The organism is Haloarcula sp. CBA1129 (assembly GCF_008729015.1).
Taxonomy (GTDB): domain Archaea; phylum Halobacteriota; class Halobacteria; order Halobacteriales; family Haloarculaceae; genus Haloarcula.
The window spans coordinates 1,682,507-1,702,499 of sequence record NZ_RKSM01000001.1; the positions used below are offsets into that span (position 1 = coordinate 1,682,507).

The following is a 19,993-nucleotide window of genomic DNA, read 5'->3' on the forward strand; positions in this document are numbered from 1 at the left end:
TAATAATTATACACGGATATTGTGCGGTCACGGGGATTACATCGCTGATCGAAAGCAATGAAGCCGAAAACGCGTTCGAATAGCGGCCAAAAACAGGTATCGAGGTCTCCGGCGTTACTGGAAGCCGATCCGGCCGCCGGTTCCGGCCTGACGCTGTGGGCTGGAGCCGCCTCTGAACTCCTCTTCCATCTGCTCGTAGTAGTCGCGGATGTCGTCGGTAATCGTCGGGCGGACGCTGTCCATCGCCTGCCGGAAGTGGCGCATCTCGACTTCCTCCGCGTCGTCGTCCTCCCGGAGCGCCTCGATAGCGGCTTCTCGGGCAATGGATTCCAGATCCGAACCAACGAACCCGTCGCTGACTTCGGCCAGTTCGCGCAGGCTCACGTCGGGCGACAGCGGCGTGTCGTCCGTATGGATCTTCAGGATCTGCTCGCGGCCCTCGACGTCGGGCTCGCCGATCATCACCAGGCGGTCGAACCGGCCCGAGCGGATTAGCGCCGGGTCGATCATGTCCGGTCGGTTGGTCGCGCCGATGACCATCACGTCCTCCATCTCTTCGAGCCCGTCGAGTTCGGTCAGGAGCTGATTGACGACGCGCTCGGAGACGTTCGACCCCATCTCGCCGCCTCGACCCGGAGCCAGCGAGTCAAGCTCGTCGAAGAAGATGATGGTCGGAGCCACCTGTCGGGCCTTCCGGAACGTCTGGCGGATGGCCTTCTCGCTCTCGCCGACCCACTTCGAGAGCAGTTGCGGGCCACGGACCGAGATGAAGTTCGCGTCCGTCTCGTTGGCGACGGCCTTCGCCATGAGCGTCTTCCCGGTGCCGGGTGGGCCGTACAGCAGCACCCCCGAGGGCGGCGTCACGCCCATGCGCTCGAACTTCTCCGGGGAGTTCATCGGCCATTCGACGGCCTCCTGAACCTGCTCTTTGGGGCCGCTGAGGCCGCCGACGTTGTCCCAAGACATCTTCGGGAGTTCGACCAGCACTTCCCGCATCGCCGATGGACTCACCTCGTTGAGCGCCCCCTTGAAGTCGTCTCGTTTGATGATCATCCGGTCGATGAGGCTCGGCGGGATGTCCTCCTCGTCGAGGTCGATTTCGGGGAGGTAGCGCCGGAGCGCCTTCATCGCGGCCTCCTTGGTCAGGCTCTCGATGTCGGCCCCGACGAAGCCGTGCGTGTCCGTCGCCAGCTTGGCGAGGTTCACGTCGTCCGACAGCGGCATCCCGCGGGTGTGGATCTGAAGGATTTCCTCCCGACCCACCTCGTCGGGCACGCCGATTTCGATTTCGCGGTCGAACCGGCCCGGGCGACGCAGCGCCGGGTCCACGCTGTCGACGCGGTTCGTCGCGGCGATGACGATGACCTGACCCCGCGATTCGAGGCCGTCCATCATCGTCAGCAACTGGGCGACGACCCGGCGCTCGACCTCGCCGGTCACGTCCTCGCGTTTGGGCGCGATGGAGTCCAGTTCATCGATGAAGATAATGGAGGGCGATTCCTCGCTGGCGTCCTCGAATATCTCGCGTAACTGCTGTTCGGACTCACCGTAGTATTTCGAGATAATCTCGGGGCCGGCAATAGAGAAGAAGCTGGCGGAGGTTTCGTTGGCGACGGCTTTCGCAAGCAGCGTCTTCCCGGTGCCGGGCGGCCCGTGGAGCAACACCCCCTGTGGCGGCTCGATGCCGAGCTTCTTGAATATCTGGGGGTGTTTCATCGGCAGCTCGACCATCTCACGGACCCGCTGGATCTCGTTTTGCAGACCGCCGATGTCCTCGTAGGTGATACCGCCGCCGGTCTTCTCGAAGCCGGAGATGGGTTCTTCGCGGAGTTCGACCTCGGTGTCCTCGGTGATGAGACAGACGCCCTCAGGCTCGGTTTCGACCGCGATGAGCGGGATAGCCTGTCCGGGCGAGCGCATGAACGGGTGGTTCGTCGAGGACATCACCGGGACGATGTCGCGCTCGACGACCGGCCGCTTGAGGATCTGCCGTTTGACCATGCCAGCGGCGTCGGAGCCGAACTGGACCGACGCCTCCTCGGGCGGGGCAAGCACGAGTTTGTCGGCCTTCTCGGCCTCGGCCTTCCGGATAGTGACGCGCTCGCCGATGCCCACGTCGGCGTTCTGGCGCGTGAAGCCGTCGATACGGACGGTATCGGTGTTCCAGTCCTGTCGGTCGGCGCGCCACACCTTGGCCGCGGTCGTATCGCTCCCTTCGATCTCGATGATGTCGCCGGGAGAGAGCTTGAGATGCAACAACGTATCGGGGTCGAGTCTGGCGATACCGCGTCCCGAGTCGTTCGGGTACGCCTTCGCCACTTCCAATTGGACTTCGTTCATAGTAGAGCCTGCTTACAACGAACTCGGGTAGCCCCGGAGATATGCTTTATGCTACCGGCGGGCAAGACGCACGGCGACGGGTTTATATGGTACTTAATAACACACCTCGGAGCGGAGTCAAATATCTCCCGGCTTGAGTGCCGGTGACACAGGCTGCCGGCATCGCCGCGTTTCATAAGGCTGGACGCGATAGCGCCGATATGGTATTTCTCGTTCCCTTCGATGGGTCACCGCTTGCAGACGCCGCACTCGACCGTGCCGTTTCCTACGCTGCGGCACTCGACGAGGACGTCGTCGCTGTCGCGTTCATCCCCACCGGGGCCGACTACGCCGAGCGTCGCCGCCGCGTTGACCCCACCGAGGACTTCGCCGCCGAGACCGCCGCTGATGATCTCCGGCGCAAAATCGAGGAGGCGACCGACGATTCCGAACTCCGGTATGACGACGTGAGCGCCCACTCCACCAGCGAACTGTCGACGACGATCAGGCAGACCGCTCGCGACGTCGACGCAAGCGTCGTGTTCCTCGGCAGCGACGACACCGAAGACATCGTCGTTCCCATCGGCGAAGACTACGACGTGCACATCGTCCGCCGGACCTGATCGCTGGCAACGCGTCGCTGCAGTGGAATCGTGTATGAGGGCTTTTACTCGCGGGGCGCGACGCCCCGTGTATGCGAACACTCGCTTTCGACGGCCGGATGGGTGCTGCCGGCGATATGCTGCTTGGCGCGCTACTGGCTGCCGGGGCTGACCGTGAGGCCCTGTCGCCGGTCGAGGACGCGCTTGCTATCGAGTACGCCGTCTCCGAAGTGGACCGCTGTGGCATCGCCGCCACGCGTGTCGAGGTACTGCTGACCGACGCTGACAGCGACGGCAAGTCACACGGTCACAGCGAGGGACACGGCTACGCTACGGACGAGCACTCACATTCCCACGGTCACGACCATAGCCACGGTGACCACGACCACACCCACGCCGAGGGCCACGGGCCGAGCCGAACGTACGCCGAGGTCGTCGAACTCGTCGAGGAGATGGACCTGCCGGCGGGCGTCAGGTCGGACGCGCTGGCGATTTTCGAGATACTCGGTGCGGCCGAAGCGTCGGTCCACGGAACGGATCTCGACGACACACACTTCCACGAGGTCGGTGCTGACGACGCCATCGCTGACATCGTTGGGGCCTGTCTCCTGCTGGATGACCTCAATCCCGAGCGGGTCGTGACGACGCCGCTATCGACCGGTGGCGGCACCGTAGAGATGAGCCACGGCAGCTACCCGGTCCCGACTCCCGCGGTAGTCGAAATTGCCGAACGGGCCGACTGGTCGTTGCAGGGCGGCCCCATCGACAGGGAACTGACAACGCCGACCGGCGCGGCGATTCTCGCACACATCGCTGCGGGAACTGAATCACTGCCGCCGCTCGATATCGACGCGTCGGGCTACGGTGCTGGCGGCTGGAACCTCGACGACCGTCCCAACGTTTTGCGGGCGCTAGTCGGTGACGGGACGGGACGGCTCCGTCGCGACGAAATCACGGTCCTCGAAACGAACGTCGACGATGCCCCACCCGAGGTGCTGGGGGACCTCCAGCGCTCGCTCTCGGAGGTCGGCGCACGCGACGTGTCGATAGTGCCGACAACGATGAAGAAGTCCCGCCCCGGCCACATCGTCAAGGTCATCTGCAGACCGGAGGACGCCGAGCGGGTCGCGCGTCGTCTCGCCGAGGAAACCGGGACACTCGGCGTCCGCGAGTCCGGGGCCGGTCACCGTTGGGTCGCCGACCGGGAGTACGAGACGGTTTCCCTCTCTATCGACGGCGAGGAGTTCGATGTCACGGTCAAGATCGCAAGCGACACCGACGGCACGGTGTTCGACGTGAGTGCAGAGTACGACGACGCCGCGGCTGTCGCGGACGCGACCGGACTCCCCGTCCGCGAAGTGATGCAGCGGGCCGAACAGATGGTCCGAGGGTAGCCGCTACTCGTCGGCTGTTGCGTCTTCTGAGTGGACCGCTCCTTCGTCGGCTTTCCCCTCGCTCTCGTCAGTCGAACTGTCGCTGTCGTGTTCCACCAGCGCCTCCTCGACGGTGAGCGCGCCGGTCGCGACCTGCCGGGCAAGTTCCTCGCTGATCGCCCGGTTCGTGTCGCTTTCCTCCCGCGAACGGTCCTTGATTTTCTGGAGTTCGCCGGCCGTGGGCTCGATTGTCCGGCTCTCGATTTCCTCGCCCTCCAGACGGGCGATGTTGACCGCGGCCAGCACGTCGCCCATGCCGCGCGTGCCGGAGCCGAGATACGGCGTCGTGCCCGTCTCGTCGACCAACTCCACCGGCACGGACTGGATATCGTCGATGATGCGCGCGCCGACGAGCCGCGCGCCGTCGCCAATCCGAACGACCGGGTCGACGGCGTCCTCGACCTCCTCACGGACGATCTCTCCGGCCTCCGCCGCGGGCACCTGAAACGCTGCGACGACCATCTCGCCGTGGAGAATCGCGACGCCCGGCCGCTCGCCGGGATCGATACCGATGACGGTGCGACCGTCGCCACCCCTGAGCGTCGAGATAACGGCTTCGACGGCTCGACGCGGTGCGTCCGGGTCTGCCTGCACACAGTCTACGCCGTCGGGGATTTCGACTGCCTCCCCGGCCGCGATGACCGCGACATCCGCCCCATCAGGCCATTCGTCGCCCGGCTCGATAGTCGTGAACGCCACGCCACGGTCGCGGAGCTCGTTGACGACACCGTGGTACACTTCGAAGTCTTCGGTGGCGACGACAATCACGACCGGATTTCGGACGCCGATTACTTACAGATATGGGAGTCCGGTGATCCGCGTCTGTGTTCCAAGTAGTAGCGAGAAGCTTAGCGAGACAGTCGGATAGGCGCAGTCTCAGCATCGGTTACGTTTAAGAGGGTTTTTGTGACAGGTGAGTGAACTGTGAGTGATGGGTTCGGCAGCCGTCACTGACCGAGAGACTGCGGACTCCGACCCGCTGTTTGGTGGAGCCAGCGGCGCGTATCTGGGCTTGCTTCTGGCACCGCCAGTCATACCGACTCTGGAGTGGGCCGGCGTCACTGAAGTCTGGGCGCTATACGTGGCGCTGATCGGGACGTTCGCCGTTGTGACCGCTGTGACGGGCTGGGTGCTCTCCAGTCGCCCAACGGTGACCGTCACACTCGGCGCGACTCGCACACGCTGGCTTCCGATGGCGATTGCGGTCGGATACGCCGCCGCCGGCTTTGCGTCACTGGGAACGACTGGAATCAGCGGCGTGCTGGCGTTCTTTTTCGGCCTGCTGGCCTTTCTGCTAGGAATGGCTCTCGCGGTCATGGCACAGACGCGGTACACCGCTGCGGTCACCGCCCGAACAGATGAACTGACCCGCTGGCGAGCGAGCTGGCCCGAGTCCGCACGGCGGCGACGCTTATACCTCAGTGGGGCCGTCACCGGCGTCGCGATCATTGGCTTTGCCGTCGGCGCAGTGTTCGACCATACCCCCCTCCAGTACATCGGTCAGATACTGTTTCCGTTCGGGTTCATCCTCCTCCCGACGGACGGGACCCGGACCGCCGTTGCGACCGATGCCGGCTTGGAGATCAGACTCCCGGTCGCCAGACGGTTCTACGCTTGGGAGACCCTGAAGTCGTACGACTTAGACTCCGAATCGCTCGTCATCACCCGCAGATGGGGGCCGAACCTGCAGTTCGCGACGGCCGAAATCGACGATGTGTCGCTGGTCGAATGGACGCTGGCCGAGCGGCTTTCGGACGACTGACAGCAGTGCCGTCAGGTACCAGTGTTTTTATCTGAACCTGACCAAGCCCTGCCCGTGAGCGAGTACGTCCCGACCGGGTGTGACGCTATCGACGACCTTCTGGGTGGTGGGCTGGAACGCGGCGCCGTCACGCAGGTGTACGGCCCGCCGGCGGCCGGCAAGACTAACTTCGCCCTGTCGGCGGTGATGGAAGTCGCCGCTGCCGGCGATGCGGCACTGTACATCGACACCGAAGGGCTCTCTGCCGACCGGATGGAGCAGGTCGCCAGCGGCCGCGCACGCGGGACCGCCCAGACCGTCGACGACCTCGCCGGGCGGCTCATCATCACTGAGGCGCTTGACTACGACGAGCAGTCCGAGGCCGTGCAGGACGCCGCCGAGTTCGCCGCCGAGGTCGAACTCATCGTGCTAGACAGCGCGACTGGGTTCTATCGGCTCCGCCGGGATGACGAGGACGGCGGTGAGACGCTGCGGGACGTGGCCCGCCAGATAACCCATCTGCTCTCATTGGCCCGCAAACACGACATCGCCGTCCTGTACACGAATCAGGTGTTCACCGACCCGGACAGTGACCGCTCGACGGCGCTTGGCGGCCACACCCTGAATCACTGGTCCGGCGCAATCGTCCGACTTGATCGGTTCCGGGGTGGCAACCGCCGCGCGACGCTGGAGAAACACCGCGCCAAACCGGCCGGCGACACAGCCCAGTTCCGCATCACCGACTCGGGACTTGTGGGCGACGACACGCCCGACGCACCGCAGTAAGTCAGTCAATAACAAATACTGCTGTCAGGCGCGCACCGTCGCGGCGACGGCCGCGTCGCAAGCGCGAGGGACGAGTCGCACAGGCGAGCAGAGCGAGGCGAGCAACGCAGTCGGCTGGGGAGGCGTGTGGCTGTCGTGGTTTTGTGGCTGTCGTGATTAAGGCGTACCGCGCGAGCGGAGCGAGCGCGGTTTCGCTCCGAGCGCGGCCTTGGCCGCGACTCGGAGGTCGTTTTTAGCGTAGATTTTTGCGAACCCACTCCCCGCAGCGCGCTCTCTGAGCGCGCGAGGAGAGGGGGTGACGTAAAAAGGTACTCTCAGTATATGAGGTCGTCGTCGTTCTCGACCATGTACAGGGTGCGTGCGGCGATGTTGACAGCATGGTCGCCGACCCGCTCAATGTCCCGAATCGTCAGCAGAAGCCGCGAGACATCGGCCATCAACTGCTCGATGTCTTCCTCGCTCGAATCAGTGTCTATCTCCCGCTCGATGAGGTCGCGTACGACCGTCTCCGAGGCGGCTTCACAGCGTTCGTCCACCTCGTCGTCGATATCGGCGATGGCGTAGCACTGGTCGGCGTCCTCGTCGCCGTAGGCTTCCATAGCGTTTTCGACCATCTCGATGGTCACGTCGGCGACATCCTGAATGTCGACTTCAGGATACACATCGCGTTCAGCAGTGAGCGAGTACTCGCCGAGGTTCGTCGCAAGATCACCGATTCGTTCGAGGTCGGTAATGATCTTGAACGACGCGGCGATAAAGCGGAGGTCGGAGGCGACCGGCTGTTGCAGCGCCAGCAGGTCGATACAGTCCTGTTCGAGGTCGAGATACAGTTGGTTGATCTCGTGATCGCCCTCAATGACCTCTCGGGCCATCTCCTCGTCTTTCTGTTCGAGCGCGTCAAGACCAAGCCGGAGCCGCTCGAGGACGATCTCTGACATATAGAGGACATCCTCGCGGAGCGAGTTCAGTCCCTCCTGATAGGAATCACGTGGCATAGTGCGGAATGTGCTGGTGGTATGCATCAGCCTTTCCCTTTTCCCAATATCTCCCGATACCGACTGCCGTGACGGTGGCGGTGGGCGTGCTCTGTAGAGACAGGCACGCTCGACAGCAAGAAACGGCTACTGGGGCACTGCCTCGGCGTCGTCACGGGGCTGAACGGCCAGCGTCGTCGCGTCGCCGAGTACCGTTCCGCCCTCGACGCGCTCGACGCGCAGCGCCACGTCTTGTGGCGTTGCACAGCCACAACTCACGAACTCGTCCCACTCCTCGCCGGCGGCTACCGGGCCGCCGTGGGCGCGTCTGAGGTACTGTTGGTAGGTGTCCCCGCGGAGTTCGTCGGCTAGCCACTCGGTATCGACGCCGGACCACGGGTCTCCATCGGCGGCGCTGGGGGCAAACGAGAGGACGATGCGGTCCGCAACGGAAGCCATACGCTAGCTGAGGCGAGAGCGTGGCTTAGTCCCTTGGGAGTGGCCTTACCACGATTACAGTTTGTCGTTGACCGCTTCTAGACAGTCAGCTTCGACGAACACCACGACGTGGTCGCCGGGTTCGATGACAGTGTCACCACGGGGGATGACCAGTTCGCCGTCGCGGCTGATGGCCCCGATGACCACGCCGGTCGGCAGTTCCTGCACCGATTCCCGAATCGGCCGCCCAGCAAGGACGCTGTCGGCTGATATCTCGATTTCCAGCACCTCGGCGCGGTCGGATTCGATGATGGCGACTTTCGTTGCATCGTACTCCCGAGTGAACCGCGTAATCTCCTCGGCGGTCGTCTCGCGGGGATTGACGGCCACGTCGACGCCGACAGCCTCGAACAGGCCGACGTATTCACCGGAGTTGACGACCGCGACGGTTCGCTCCGCACCGAGTCGCTTGGCCAGCAGCGTCATCAGGAGGTTCTTCTCGTCGCTGTCGAGCGTCGCAACCACAGCGTCGGCGTCTGAGATGTGTTCCCGTTCGAGAAAGTCGCTGTCAGTCGCGTCGCTCTCCAGCACAGTGGTTCCCTGCAGGTCCTCAGCGAGCTCGCGCGCCCTGTCGTGGTCCTGTTCGATGAGCCGCGGCTTGATGCCACGATCTTGGAGCAGTCGCGCCGTGTGATAGCCGACATCACTCCCGCCGACGATGAGGACGTTTTGGGTTGTTTTCGACTTCGGCGTGATCTCAGACGCAAACAGGCGAACGCTTTCACAGCTGCCGATGACGACGAGATCGTCACCTGCTTTAATTACTGTCTCCCCACGCGGGATGATGACTTCGTCATCGCGCAAGACGGCGGCAAACGTCAGCGACTCGTAGCGGTCAGCCTCCGCGACGGTCTGGTTCGTGATAGGACTGGAGTCACGCACCTCGAACTCCCCCATCTGGACCTGCCCGTCGACGAACGTTTCGACATCACGCGCGCCGGGAAGCCCGATCACGCGGGCAATGTTCTCCGCAGTGAGCAGGTTCGTTGCGACCATGTGGTCCACCCCGAAAGCGCCCACAGATTTCTCCCATGTCCGGAGAAACTTCGCGCTCTTGACGCGGGAAATGGTGAACGGGTCAGCAGCCGTTACCGCCGTCCCGCAGGTGACGATGTTCGTCTCGTCGTCGTCGGTACTGGCAATGAGTACGTCGGCTTTCTCGATACCGGCCTCCGCGAGCGTGTCGAGTTCCGCGCCATCCCCTTCGACACCGAGGACGTCAGCTTCGTACATCAGGGCCTCAACACGGTCAGGGTCGATGTCCACGACAGCGACTTCGTGGCTTTCAGCGAGGCTCTCGGCGATGTTCGAACCGACCTCGCCCGCGCCGACAATTACGATATACACAGCTGCGCCTCCGCCTGATACATATCCGTCTGGTTTCCGCCGATGGGTCAAGTGTATTTTCATCCGGCCGGCGAGCCAGCCTCATCGTGCAGACTGGCTACTGAACCCAACTGTGAGCAACTGCCGATCAATCGGTCAAGATCTCGCGTTCGAGGTGCCTATTGTTCATCCCGGAGCGACACGTCTAACCAAGGACAGAGGGCTGACCGACGTTGGAACCGTTCGACCGCGTCGAACGACTCTTTCGTCTCTTCAATCGCCTTTCGCATACTGGCGTAGTCGGTCATACGCAGTTCATCCGTCTTCCCACCGTTTGATTATATGCTTCTTTACGCCCGCTATCTACCCGGTAGACGCGTACTTCTGCCAGTCAATTCAGGGCGCACTCAAAAACTGTGCTACAACTACTACACAGGTCTTCGGTCTTCGGCCCCGTCCAGCACGCAGCGGTTGTCAGACGGAAATCTAACGAAAGTAATAGGTGGCTACTATCCATCGCTGGTCAGCGTGTCTGTCATTTCCAGCCACATGGACAGGCTCAGTGACTAGTTGTAGATGCGGACAGAGATATGAGACCGAGAGCGTGAACCGCAGTGCGTCCGAAAAGCAGTTCCGTTCTGGTCTGAGGCCTCGGGTGTCTCCCCGGTATCGAGAACGCCGTCGAGTCCGACCGTCGGTCGCATGCGCTTATCACCCGCCGAATGTGCCGCTGTGTACACGCATCTGTCCAGTTCGTAGCTTACCGCTCCGTCTCGAAAGCGGCCCGTAGGCGGTCCGCAAGTGAGTGCGGTGACGACAGTGAGAGCCGATGGCTCAGCGCCAGTGCTACAAACACCCCGCTCACGACGAGCGCGACGGCGACGCCTGACACTGTGGTCCCAGTGAGTGTGAGTCCACCAGCCGCAATCACTGTGGCACACGCAGTCCCGAGATACCTATTTGCCCACCGCTCATCGGCCGACGTATGAGCATCCGCCCGGCCACAATCAGCGACGGATTCGCTCGCCGGCGTCGACAGGAGCGATGGCTCCTCGTCGAGATACCCGTCGAAGGAGTCCGCAAGTGCGGTTGCTTCGACGAGTCCGCGGTCCTGATTGTAGTTGATGACACCAGCATCGTCCATCTTTGGGAGGTGTGACTGGTATAGCGCGATGTAGACGCGCTGGCGCTGTTTCGAGCGGAGCGAGTCGACCGTCGTGTCGTGCTCCAGAGCCGCGATGTGTTCGGCGATGTCGCTCATATCGGCCGGCTCATCGCCGGGATACTCATGGAGGTACTTGAGGACAAGGCGGCGGCGACGACACTGGAGGACGTGGAAGAGGTCGTCGCGGGTGAGTTCGCTGTCCGACGTGGACTCCGCTGTCGCGGACTCCTCGGCCTCCGTTGTCGTGGGTTCGGAAGTCGTTTCAGCTATCGACATGTTCGCTCGTTCCTTTTCCGGCACCCGACATATACCGAGTCGACTGTTCCGCCGGTTGCGACTGTTTCACTGATTTAATAGGTCGATAACGACTGCCTTACTCGGCCCAACGAGTCATAAAACGATGTCGTGAAGTGCTCTTACACCGATATGCCGGGTTTGCGGATCCGGAACCCTGTTCCATCGCTGTTTCACACAGCATACTGCATTGTTTCGCCACTGCGACGGGAAACAGTGTATCCAAAGGTCCATATCCGCGGTTGCGGCAGGGGTTGTATATCGGACTGAGCCCACCGTTTGCTGGTGGTCGGTGCGCAGAATCCAGAAATGCTTGTTTCCCTGTGTCTGCCGGCTATTGGTGTGGCTTCAGTTACGACTGCTGTGCTAGTGATAAACAGGTACCTGACGGGGGCACGCCGGAAACACGCCGGTAATGAACGGTGACACCACTATCCATCCGCTATCCCGGTCTGTGAGCCGGTTTATCCGCCGGGCGTTGGTGGTCTGACATCGCCCGCATGGGGCGAGGTCGCCGCTGCGGGCGTTGCCCGCTCTAGACAGATGAGGTTCTCCCTGCCGAGACAGATCTTTACCACCTCGTCGTCGTCGACCATCTTCGAGAGGAGGCGGCTAACCTTCGCTTTCGACCAGTCCGTCGCCTCAACGATGTCGGTCTGGTGCATGCGGCCGCTCTCGACTTGCAGCATCAGTTTCACGAGTCGCGCGTCAGGAGTGAGTTCCCGGTTCGCTTGCTCGAAGGCTTCAGCCGCAGTGTCCACGTCGACGTCCGCACCGTCAGTTTTGGCCGCCCTATCTGTGGCCTCAATTTCACGGTTGACTTCGATGATCTCCCGGTCCAGTTCGAGGCAGCGATAGATCAACAGTCTGGCCGCCACAGAAAGTCCCGCGATCCAGCCGCGCCTGATCGCCGCGATTGTCAACCCAGTCCCGACGAGGAACCCGAGAATCGAACTCGTCACCCAAGCTGGCGTCAGCACGCTGCTCGGGTTCGTTCCCCAAGCGACTTCCTGCCGGTCGGTCAGGAAATCACCGTCCGAATCGGCCGCAAGCGGGTCCGTTCCGAGGCCCGAAACCTCTCGCCCGTCACGGAGACCATCGCCGTCGGTATCAGTGGTGGTTGGAGACGTGCCAGCCGCCAGTTCCCTTCCGTCATCGAGGCCGTCACCGTCCGTATCGCTCTCGGTGGGCACGGTCCCTGTTTCGAGTTCTGTCCCATCTGCCACCCCATCTCCGTCAGTGTCTGTGACCGTCGGGTCCGTGCCCAGAGACAGCTCTCGCCCGTCAGCGACTCCGTCGTCGTCAGTGTCGGCCTGCACCGGGTTCGTGCCGACATCTAGCTCTTGGCCGTCAACGACGCCGTCGTTGTCCGTGTCCGCCTCAGTCGGATCGGTCTTTCCGGACGCCTCTCGCTGGTCGGGCAATCCATCGCTGTCAGTATCAGTGACGGTCGGGTTCGTTCCGAGCGCCAGCTCGCGTTCGTCCGATAGCCCGTCGCCGTCCGTGTCACCCTGTCGCGGATCGGTGCCCTGTTGAATCTCAATTCTATCGGTGACGCCGTCCTCGTCAGTGTCTGCGGCCGTTGGGTCCGTCCCGTGCTGGTGGACCTCCGCACCGTCCGACAGCCCGTCGCCGTCAGTGTCGGCATCAGTGAGATTTGTTCCCTGAGATACCTCATTGCTGTTGTTGAGTCCGTCGTCATCAATATCACCGGCACGCTGAATCGGCTGCAGAGACACCGCCTGCCGATCTATTGTGGCATTAGCGCTCGTGTTGTAGAGAGAGACAGAGAGATTATCGAGTCCCGCAGTTCCGGGTGTCGTGAGGGCTGCAGTTCCGTTCGGGCCGACCGACGTACAGGTCGCCGACCCGTTCGCACGCGTACAGACCGAGAGACTTTCTTGTGGCGAACTAACGGTTACGGCGATTCGATACCCGCTGGGCCACTCGCCGTCTAGCTGTTCCCAGACGAACACGGTCCCGTTCGGTCCATCCGCAGTAGCCTGTGTGGGTTGGGCTGACTGTATCGCTGGCGCTGTTTCGTTGCCCGGTGCTGTGTATTCAGCATACTGCCCGGCGTTCTCGGCGGCAGCGACACCGACGGAGACAGACGCGACTGTCAACAGGAGAAGCAAAGCGCATATTCCGCTCACGATTCGGCGTCTCATACCGCATGAGTGTCACAGCGAGACAATATCCCTTTTGCCATATAGCCTCCCTGTCATATCTAACCACACCTGACAATTCAGTGGTAGCTTGGCAGATACAAACTACTTACTCATCGGATAGTCCGAGTTCCGATCCAACGACCTGATCCATCCCACGCCGAATCCGTTGTGACATCGCCGATGGGGAAATATCGAGTTTGTCCGCCAGCTCAGCCTGTGAAATGCCGCGAGGCACGTCGAAGTAGCCCTCCCTATGTGCCGTCTCAAGTGCGACTTGCTGATCCGCAGTCAGCCCGCACGCACCGGCGTTTGCTTCGCCGGTGGTCCAGTACAGTCGGTCGAGTCTAAATGTGACATTCCGCTCGGAACACTCGGATCGGAACTGTGACAGTGCCGCCCGCGACCGAAACTGTGCGTGTACCAACCACTGTCCACCTGTCCCTTCGATGTTGAGTGCCCGTCCCCCAGCACGGACGAGCGAAGGCGTGATACGAACGGCGCTGTCAGCTACCTCGATCCGATAGACACGGTTCGTCTCTGTCCAGTCTAACACCGTGGGAGCACACACTGTGCTATCCCGCTCCAGTGCTGTTTCGAACTGGTCGAGGGTCTCACCTGCGGCCGCTATCACCAGAAAGCTCGACGTACCGTCGTCGACCATTTGCTCCGGACAGACTGTTACATCCGGACTGCTCTCGATTGCATCCGTCAGAATCAGCTCCGGATGACTCAAACACAGATCGACACCGAGGCTTTTCTCCCGTGGTTCCCCATCTGTCTCCGATGGATTTGCCGGCCCGTAGCCCGTGCCATCAACTGGCCGGTCCGCCTCGGTTGTCGACCCCTGATCGCCGGTGTTGCGCATACGGACACCAGACGAACCTTGCACAAGGCCATTATCACTATATTAATAGTACTCTCTGATAGAGAGGCTATATTGAAGCCGTTCTATGTTTGTGATGGCGAACATTAGGACAATCTCTCGGAATTGTCGATACCAGCTAAGCGCTCGCACGGCATCGCCGAGCGAGCGCTTTGTTGTCAAATACGAATCTTCAGCCATCCAGCGCTGAGTGTCTCCCTTTGACCGGATAAGCGAGTTATTCGCGGTCACGTTCAGTGACGAATCGCGGTAGTGAACAAGGTATACACTAAGACTCGATTAGCTCAATCTCTGCCTAGTGGTAGCACCACCGGTGGATGTGGTCACGATGCTGGAGTTTCGTAAGGGAGGAGCGTGTCCGAGAAATCAACTCCTCGAATCCTCGAGGAGTGACGTTCCCCATGTCGTTCAGTTTTGACCAGTCCCAGACTCCTTCACACGGGTTCAGCCCAGGACACGCCGTGGGTAAGCGGATCTCGTCCATCCGGTCGAATCGCTCAAAGAATCGCTCTATTCTGTTCGCCGTATGGACAGATGCACGGTCCCACAGGACCGTCATCTGTCCGTCCAGTTGCAGTCGCACCTGATGGAGAAAATCACGAATCAGGTTGCTTGTCACGTTCTCATCCGGATGGAGCCGAAAGAACACCCTCGTCTGAAGTGCGTCATCCTCTTCGAGTCGAAGTGCAACTGCACCGATAGCAGAGACCTTTCGCCAGTCGCTCCGGACTGGCGAAATGGTCGGATACGAGTCTTCTTTGGCCCATCGCTCGCTCGTCACTGGGACGTGACGGTAAGGCGATTCGTCGATACAAAGAATTGTCTCGCCGTCGGTCAGCTTTTTTTGAGCTGTTCAGCTTCCTCGTTGAGCCAGCGTTCCTTCTCTTCAGGATCTTTCTCAGCAGCACCTTCTCTGGGCTTGACGGGGCGATAGCCAAGCTCCAGTACCTCACAAAGCCTGTTAGTTGAGAGGTCTGCTTGCTGAAGTGTGACCAAACAACAGCAGCAAGCAGACGGTGAAATCCACGAGGACCAGCTCCTTAACTTTCTCGTCAACGCGCTCACTGGCGCATTTGGTGTGAGTCTCGCTGAGAACGCCGATATCGATCCCGAAGATATCTACGAGGTCCTCGTCGGCGCGACCGCCGACGGGACCTCGATCTCCACGCTCTGTGACCGGAGTAAAGACAGCCCATCCAGTACAGACATCCTCTATCACCTCCGAACGAAATTCGACCTTGAGACGGTCAAAACCGTTGGCAACACGCTTCTCCAAGAGTACACCCTCGATGTACTCCCCGAGCAGGTGGAGATCGTCGTTGATCTCCACCTGCGGCCCTACTACGGTGACGAAGACGAAACAGACGGTCTCTACTACAGCGAAGCGAAGGACGGAACAACCGCGTTTCACGCGTACGCAACACTCTACGCCCGGGTCCGAAACAAACGCTACACGCTGGCGGTGCGCCGTCTCACCGACGGCGACACCGCCAGCAGTGTCCTCGCGGAGTTTCTTGGGCTCGTCGATAACTTCGACTTCGAAGTCAAAGCGCTGTACGTCGATAGTGAATTCTACGATGGGAAGTGCCTCACGCTGATGCAGGCGCACAACTGCGCCTACGTGGTTCCGGTCATCGCATGGGGAACCGAGATCCAGCAGGAACTCTCGGAGGGATGGAGTCGTGAGAGCGAACACGACCTCACGACGGAATTCGACGGTCACGAGTGGACCGTCGAATTCCCTGTCATGATCGACTGTACCTACAGAATGGGGCGCTACGACGACCATGGGGTGGCGCGTCACGGCTACGCCGTCGACGCGCCGTTCATCGACACACCGCGACAAGCTCGTCGCCATTACAGCAAGCGGTTCGGGATCGAAGCGACGTACCGCCTGTCAGAGTCATCGCTGATTTCCACGACAGTGACCGATCAGGCTCGGCGGTTGCTGTTCGTAGTGATTAGCCTGCTCGTCCAGAACGTCTGGCGGTACCTCCACTGGGAATACGTGGCGACGCCCCGCCGGGGCGGGCGTCGCCTCTGGTGGTGGCCCTTCGAAGAATTCATTCGCATGGTCACCCGCGCAGCGTGGAACGCGCTCTCAGTTCGGCGGTCGATTCCAGCGAACCGCCCTCCTGACGATCGGTTCGAGCGGTAATCACAGGCCTAGACGGGTCTTTGAGCAGTGGCAACGCTGTCGTGTCGGCGGCTTTCCGCCGCCGACTCGGACAGTTTCGTGGTATCACTGGCTATGAGTGAGCGTCAACGCCAGGTCCGACTACCGTTTCAGCAGTGACCTCACTCGTCAGAGGCAGTTGGCCGAAGACGCTTTGTGAGGTACTGAGACCCTTTCCTCGTCCCAGTATCCATCGTACGGTCAGCGATCGACGACCGAGACGTTCCCGCTGTGACAAGAGGACTCAACGTCATCGACAACCAAGTCGAAGAACTTCTAAAATTCGTATCTACAGAGCAGGTCGAAGACGAAACACCCGTAGGAGACTCCCTTGAGGAACTGTGTACGAATAGGCTGCCAAGTGCCGGTGAAAAAGCAGCAGACGAAGACTTGGGCGAAGCCGGATCCACAACCGTCGACACACTATCTTCCGTCGGAAGCAATGCCGTCGAACAAAGCCACGGCCCAGTCGTAGTCCACAGTTCACAAGGCCTCGGAAAACTCATCAGCAACGTCAACTTTGAAACAACCGGTGAGAAAATCCGGAAGGAAGCAGTCGAGAAATCTACAGAGGTTCTCACAGAAGCAGCCGAGGCAAAACTCTGGGACGCGACAGGTACGGGGACACGAATCCTGGGTTGGCGGGCCGCTCAATCTGTTATGCAGCGAGGTCCTACTGAAAACTTTGATCGGCCATACACCAGTCTAATCCTCCGATACCTGCCCAGTATCTTGAAGGAAGTTGTTGAGGGTGTACCTGATGATCTAAGTACAAATCAGCTTCAGAAGGGGCTGATAGGCCGAGACAGTGAACACGTGACCTCACCTGAGCAGTGGGCGTTATGGTGTTGTTATGCCGCAATGTCAGAAGCCACATCATCAGTTATCCGGTACGAGTTAAACCACGGTGAAGAGATTGTCAAATGGGAGAGAGCAGGGAACGGCTGGTCCCAATGTATCTCCACACTGGAGAACTCCAACTTTGATTACTTGCTCCGACTCTGGCTCGGAACCCTTCTCTATATAGAGTACATCAGCTTTGAGACAGACGATCAGCACTTGTCTGATTTTCATTCTTCAGCACGATTCGATGTCTCTCGAGATACCTTTATGCAGACTATCGATGATATCCTTCAAGAACGGTTTGACCCACGGTCCCGAGTCGACTTGTTACCAGGCTATTTCGATCCCATTGAAACCCCCCAGACAGGCTATCCAGCGCCGCCCCTCTCTGACGCAGACCGCACTTTCGAAGAGTGGTTGAAGCATCAAAAGAAAATTATGCCAGACAGCCCCTCCGGATGGGGGATTTCAGTAGAGAGGACGGAGGAAGAGATTAAAGAGGACGCTCTTCTGTAGAGGATTGTTGGTGAGTTGGAGCAGTAGCTGGAATTCACAGCGGGCAAGGGTGGCGCGACCGCGCCACCCGACGAACAATGTTCCCATTGAAGACGTTCGTCTCGGAACGTCGAGCCGCGAATCTGCTGGCACAGATTCGCTGGCGTGACGGCATCTATTGCCCGCGCTGCCGTGCCGAATCAGCGATTCGGTACGGCAGCTATCGGGTGTTTCAACGGTATCTGTGTAAGGATTGCGGCCGCACGTTCAACGACAAGACCGGCACGGTCTTTGAATACTCGGCGATACCGCTCAGAAAGTGGTATCTCGCCGTCTACACCTACATCCGGCTGAACACGAGCATTCGGCAACTCGATGCCGAGCTCGCCGTCTCCTACAAGACAGTCTACCGGCGCGTCCAGCGCTTCCTCCGGGCGCTGGACGCGCCTCAGCCACAATTAGAAGGGCCGGTAGAAATCGACGAACTGTACGTGTCTGCGGGGAAGAAGGGCCGCGAGCGCGACCGACCGTCGCGCTCGCGTGGCCTGTCTACACGCGGTCGTGGAACGTATCATGAGGACAAGCCACCAGTGTTCATTCTCGCCGACCGCAGCACAGGAGAGAAGTACGTTCACCCGGCGAAAGCCGCCGAAGAATCGACAATTCGACTCCTGCTCGGCGATCGCCAGCAGGAGTCGCTGACTGTCTACACCGACGGCTTTCGGGCGTACGAACCACTCGACGGGGACGACGCCTTCGACCGGCAGTACGTCGTCCACGGCGAGGGTGAATACGTTGACGGAGACGTGCACGTCAACACGTGCGAGAGCCACGCGTCGCTGGCGCGACGGTGGCTCTCGCCCCATCGAGGCGTCTCCAAAGACAAACTCACACCCTACCTCAGAGCGTTACAGCTTCGGAAGCGCGTCCGCCGCAAACCCGGCGACGAAGCGCTCAAAACCATCCTCAAAACTGCGCTGTGATTTCACCAACAATCCTCTACCCATGAGCGAAAGAGGAAATCGAAGAAGGCGAGGACGGCCAAGAAGACAATGGCGGAGACGTCGATTCGTGACAGCTAAGCCTCTTAAGACAAGTTTTTAGTTCTAATTGCATTTTAATTCCCCAGTTAGCATTCTACATCTATCAAGCCGGTTATGTTAGTTCTGAAGGCTTCAACAGACCTACTCCCCTCAGGATTTCAATAATTGAACTACAGACTAGAATCAAATTCTTCTGAACCCCCGTCGAGCTATTTTCAGCATCTAATACGACCGAAACCGGGGGAATTGGCGGTATTTCTCGATTCGAAGTGCCGAACAGAAGGACCTCGAAAGACTCAGAACAGGTAAGGTACCGGTTCCATTGTACCCAGATACGGCCGTAATCACCTTCGTTACCCCGCCGTCGAGCAATTTTTGAAATCACAGGATTATCCCGGAACTCGTCGAGGTACTTTCTACGCCCTCAAATCGGCCCGACGGGCCTCTTCTGCAATTTGAGTTCGTTATTTCGGCTTGCATATCGCGGTTTTCGTCCAAAGAAAGAGGCGATATGCAATGTGCGAAGGCCGCCGGCTCTCTCAGGCCGAGGGGCCATCACAGGGGTAGCGGAGTCGCGGAAGTATCAGATATAGCGCATAGGTTGACGGGGTGCGTTTCGGTGGTGTCTGTTGCCCCCGCGAGGGGCTGGCGGGGCGCATCACGTGCCCCCGATAGACGATGGCTTCGGAACGACGCAGCAAGTCACGAGCAGCGCATCAGGCAGGAACTACCACCGACGGTGAGGCGCCGTGGGCGGACCTCGAGATGACGGTTCCGACCGACCGGGATCACGCGTCGGTCGTCGCCCTCGTGGAGTGTGCTCTCGTCGAACTCACGCACGAAACCGTGGGGGCCGTCTTCATCTCCCGGCAGGTCGGGCGGTCGACGCGGACGCAGTACGTCGCCGCCGACGATGTCGGCGAGCAGTTCCAGAAACGACACTTCGACGACCGGCAGGGCTGGTACGAGACCACCGTCCCTCGACGAGCCGTTCGCGATGAGCTCATCACTCAGCTCACGCGGTCGCCTTCGACGTCGGCGGAGCGGTCAGGTGAGAGAGCAGCCAGCGAGCCAGATACCTTCGTCGTGAAGTCAGTTCGAAAGCTCCGAACGCCGTAGCAGCTAGACTTAACCAACATTCCGAACCGATACCGACACAATGTTGGTTAACGCTGGGACCGGATCCACTCCCTCGCCCCCACCCACCGCCCGACTCCTCGAGTGAGTGAACCCTGGCGGCCGGTCGG

18 protein-coding genes and 1 pseudogene are annotated in these 19,993 nt (G+C 60.5%); 8 read left to right on the top strand and 11 right to left on the bottom strand.

What is annotated here, in order from left to right:
- Window positions 1–114: 114 nt before the first annotated feature.
- Window positions 115–2,340 (bottom strand): CDC48 family AAA ATPase, encoded by a 2,226-nt coding sequence (locus tag Har1129_RS08385; protein ID WP_151100250.1) that lies wholly within the window; start codon window positions 2,338–2,340, stop codon window positions 115–117.
- 200 nt (window positions 2,341–2,540) lie between these two features.
- Between Har1129_RS08385 and Har1129_RS08390 the strand changes: the two genes are divergently transcribed.
- Window positions 2,541–2,942, top strand: a complete 402-nt coding sequence (locus Har1129_RS08390) for a universal stress protein (RefSeq protein ID WP_151100251.1) — start codon at window positions 2,541–2,543, stop codon at window positions 2,940–2,942.
- Between the two features lie 71 nt (window positions 2,943–3,013).
- Window positions 3,014–4,315, top strand: a complete 1,302-nt coding sequence (gene larC, locus Har1129_RS08395; RefSeq protein WP_151100252.1) for a nickel pincer cofactor biosynthesis protein LarC — start codon at window positions 3,014–3,016, stop codon at window positions 4,313–4,315.
- Window positions 4,316–4,318: 3 nt separating this feature from the next.
- Here larC and Har1129_RS08400 read toward each other — a convergent pair whose 3' ends face one another.
- Window positions 4,319–5,122 carry a hypothetical protein gene (locus Har1129_RS08400; protein ID WP_151100253.1) on the bottom strand — a complete coding sequence of 268 codons (804 nt, stop codon included), beginning with the start codon at window positions 5,120–5,122 and terminating at the stop codon, window positions 4,319–4,321.
- A 163-nt stretch (window positions 5,123–5,285) separates the two neighbouring features.
- On the opposite strand from Har1129_RS08400, the gene Har1129_RS08405 reads away from it, so the two are divergent.
- A complete protein-coding gene (locus Har1129_RS08405; RefSeq protein ID WP_151100254.1) occupies window positions 5,286–6,116 on the top strand; it encodes a hypothetical protein in 831 nt (276 codons plus the stop codon).
- Between the two features lie 54 nt (window positions 6,117–6,170).
- The gene (gene radB / locus Har1129_RS08410) at window positions 6,171–6,881 is read left to right on the top strand and encodes a DNA repair and recombination protein RadB (RefSeq protein ID WP_151100255.1); all 711 of its coding nucleotides are present in this window, start codon (window positions 6,171–6,173) and stop codon (window positions 6,879–6,881) included.
- Window positions 6,882–7,195: 314 nt separating this feature from the next.
- Here the strand turns inward: radB and phoU are convergent, their stop codons facing one another.
- From phoU to Har1129_RS21340, 9 genes and pseudogenes are all read right to left on the bottom strand, one after another.
- Entirely contained in the window at window positions 7,196–7,876 is a 681-nt protein-coding gene (gene phoU / locus Har1129_RS08415; protein WP_151100256.1) for a phosphate signaling complex protein PhoU, read from the bottom strand.
- A gap of 126 nt (window positions 7,877–8,002) precedes the next feature.
- Window positions 8,003–8,314, bottom strand: a complete 312-nt coding sequence (locus Har1129_RS08420; protein WP_151100257.1) for a hypothetical protein — start codon at window positions 8,312–8,314, stop codon at window positions 8,003–8,005.
- Window positions 8,315–8,368: 54 nt separating this feature from the next.
- The gene (trkA, locus tag Har1129_RS08425; RefSeq protein WP_151100258.1) at window positions 8,369–9,700 is read right to left on the bottom strand and encodes a Trk system potassium transporter TrkA; all 1,332 of its coding nucleotides are present in this window, start codon (window positions 9,698–9,700) and stop codon (window positions 8,369–8,371) included.
- A 158-nt stretch (window positions 9,701–9,858) separates the two neighbouring features.
- Window positions 9,859–9,987 carry a hypothetical protein gene (locus tag Har1129_RS21175; protein ID WP_255518337.1) on the bottom strand — a complete coding sequence of 43 codons (129 nt, stop codon included), beginning with the start codon at window positions 9,985–9,987 and terminating at the stop codon, window positions 9,859–9,861.
- Window positions 9,988–10,439: 452 nt separating this feature from the next.
- Window positions 10,440–11,120 carry a hypothetical protein gene (locus Har1129_RS08430; protein WP_151100259.1) on the bottom strand — a complete coding sequence of 227 codons (681 nt, stop codon included), beginning with the start codon at window positions 11,118–11,120 and terminating at the stop codon, window positions 10,440–10,442.
- A 482-nt stretch (window positions 11,121–11,602) separates the two neighbouring features.
- Window positions 11,603–13,306 (bottom strand): hypothetical protein, encoded by a 1,704-nt coding sequence (locus Har1129_RS08435; RefSeq protein ID WP_151100260.1) that lies wholly within the window; start codon window positions 13,304–13,306, stop codon window positions 11,603–11,605.
- Window positions 13,307–13,412: 106 nt separating this feature from the next.
- Window positions 13,413–14,171, bottom strand: a complete 759-nt coding sequence (locus Har1129_RS08440; RefSeq protein WP_151100261.1) for a helix-turn-helix domain-containing protein — start codon at window positions 14,169–14,171, stop codon at window positions 13,413–13,415.
- Between the two features lie 42 nt (window positions 14,172–14,213).
- Window positions 14,214–14,453: pseudogene (locus Har1129_RS08445) on the bottom strand (hypothetical protein); the annotation flags it as partial.
- Window positions 14,454–14,484: 31 nt separating this feature from the next.
- Window positions 14,485–15,027: a transposase gene (locus tag Har1129_RS21340; protein ID WP_151102115.1), complete on the bottom strand. Its 543-nt coding sequence runs from the start codon at window positions 15,025–15,027 to the stop codon at window positions 14,485–14,487.
- Between the two features lie 150 nt (window positions 15,028–15,177).
- On the opposite strand from Har1129_RS21340, the gene Har1129_RS08455 reads away from it, so the two are divergent.
- From Har1129_RS08455 to Har1129_RS08470, 4 genes are all read left to right on the top strand, one after another.
- On the top strand, window positions 15,178–16,347 hold the full coding sequence (locus Har1129_RS08455; protein WP_151100262.1) for an ISH3 family transposase: 1,170 nt from the start codon (window positions 15,178–15,180) through the stop codon (window positions 16,345–16,347).
- 249 nt (window positions 16,348–16,596) lie between these two features.
- Entirely contained in the window at window positions 16,597–17,724 is a 1,128-nt protein-coding gene (locus Har1129_RS08460) for a hypothetical protein (protein WP_151100263.1), read from the top strand.
- Between the two features lie 77 nt (window positions 17,725–17,801).
- The gene (locus tag Har1129_RS08465) at window positions 17,802–18,686 is read left to right on the top strand and encodes an IS1595 family transposase (RefSeq protein ID WP_151100264.1); all 885 of its coding nucleotides are present in this window, start codon (window positions 17,802–17,804) and stop codon (window positions 18,684–18,686) included.
- Between the two features lie 738 nt (window positions 18,687–19,424).
- Window positions 19,425–19,865, top strand: a complete 441-nt coding sequence (locus Har1129_RS08470; protein ID WP_151100265.1) for a hypothetical protein — start codon at window positions 19,425–19,427, stop codon at window positions 19,863–19,865.
- The last annotated feature ends 128 nt before the right edge of the window (window positions 19,866–19,993 follow it).

Coding starts and splice junctions, on each gene's coding strand:
- Har1129_RS08385 (WP_151100250.1), bottom strand. CDS start 2,340: ATGAACGAAGTCCAATTGGAAGTGGCGAAGGCGTACCCGAACGACTCG.
- Har1129_RS08390 (WP_151100251.1), top strand. CDS start 2,541: ATGGTATTTCTCGTTCCCTTCGATGGGTCACCGCTTGCAGACGCCGCA.
- larC (WP_151100252.1), top strand. CDS start 3,014: ATGCGAACACTCGCTTTCGACGGCCGGATGGGTGCTGCCGGCGATATG.
- Har1129_RS08405 (WP_151100254.1), top strand. CDS start 5,286: ATGGGTTCGGCAGCCGTCACTGACCGAGAGACTGCGGACTCCGACCCG.
- phoU (WP_151100256.1), bottom strand. CDS start 7,876: ATGCCACGTGATTCCTATCAGGAGGGACTGAACTCGCTCCGCGAGGAT.
- Har1129_RS08420 (WP_151100257.1), bottom strand. CDS start 8,314: ATGGCTTCCGTTGCGGACCGCATCGTCCTCTCGTTTGCCCCCAGCGCC.
- Har1129_RS21175 (WP_255518337.1), bottom strand. CDS start 9,987: ATGACCGACTACGCCAGTATGCGAAAGGCGATTGAAGAGACGAAAGAG.
- Har1129_RS08430 (WP_151100259.1), bottom strand. CDS start 11,120: ATGTCGATAGCTGAAACGACTTCCGAACCCACGACAACGGAGGCCGAG.
- Har1129_RS08435 (WP_151100260.1), bottom strand. CDS start 13,306: ATGAGACGCCGAATCGTGAGCGGAATATGCGCTTTGCTTCTCCTGTTG.
- Har1129_RS08440 (WP_151100261.1), bottom strand. CDS start 14,171: ATGCGCAACACCGGCGATCAGGGGTCGACAACCGAGGCGGACCGGCCA.
- Har1129_RS08465 (WP_151100264.1), top strand. CDS start 17,802: ATGTTCCCATTGAAGACGTTCGTCTCGGAACGTCGAGCCGCGAATCTG.
- Har1129_RS08470 (WP_151100265.1), top strand. CDS start 19,425: ATGGCTTCGGAACGACGCAGCAAGTCACGAGCAGCGCATCAGGCAGGA.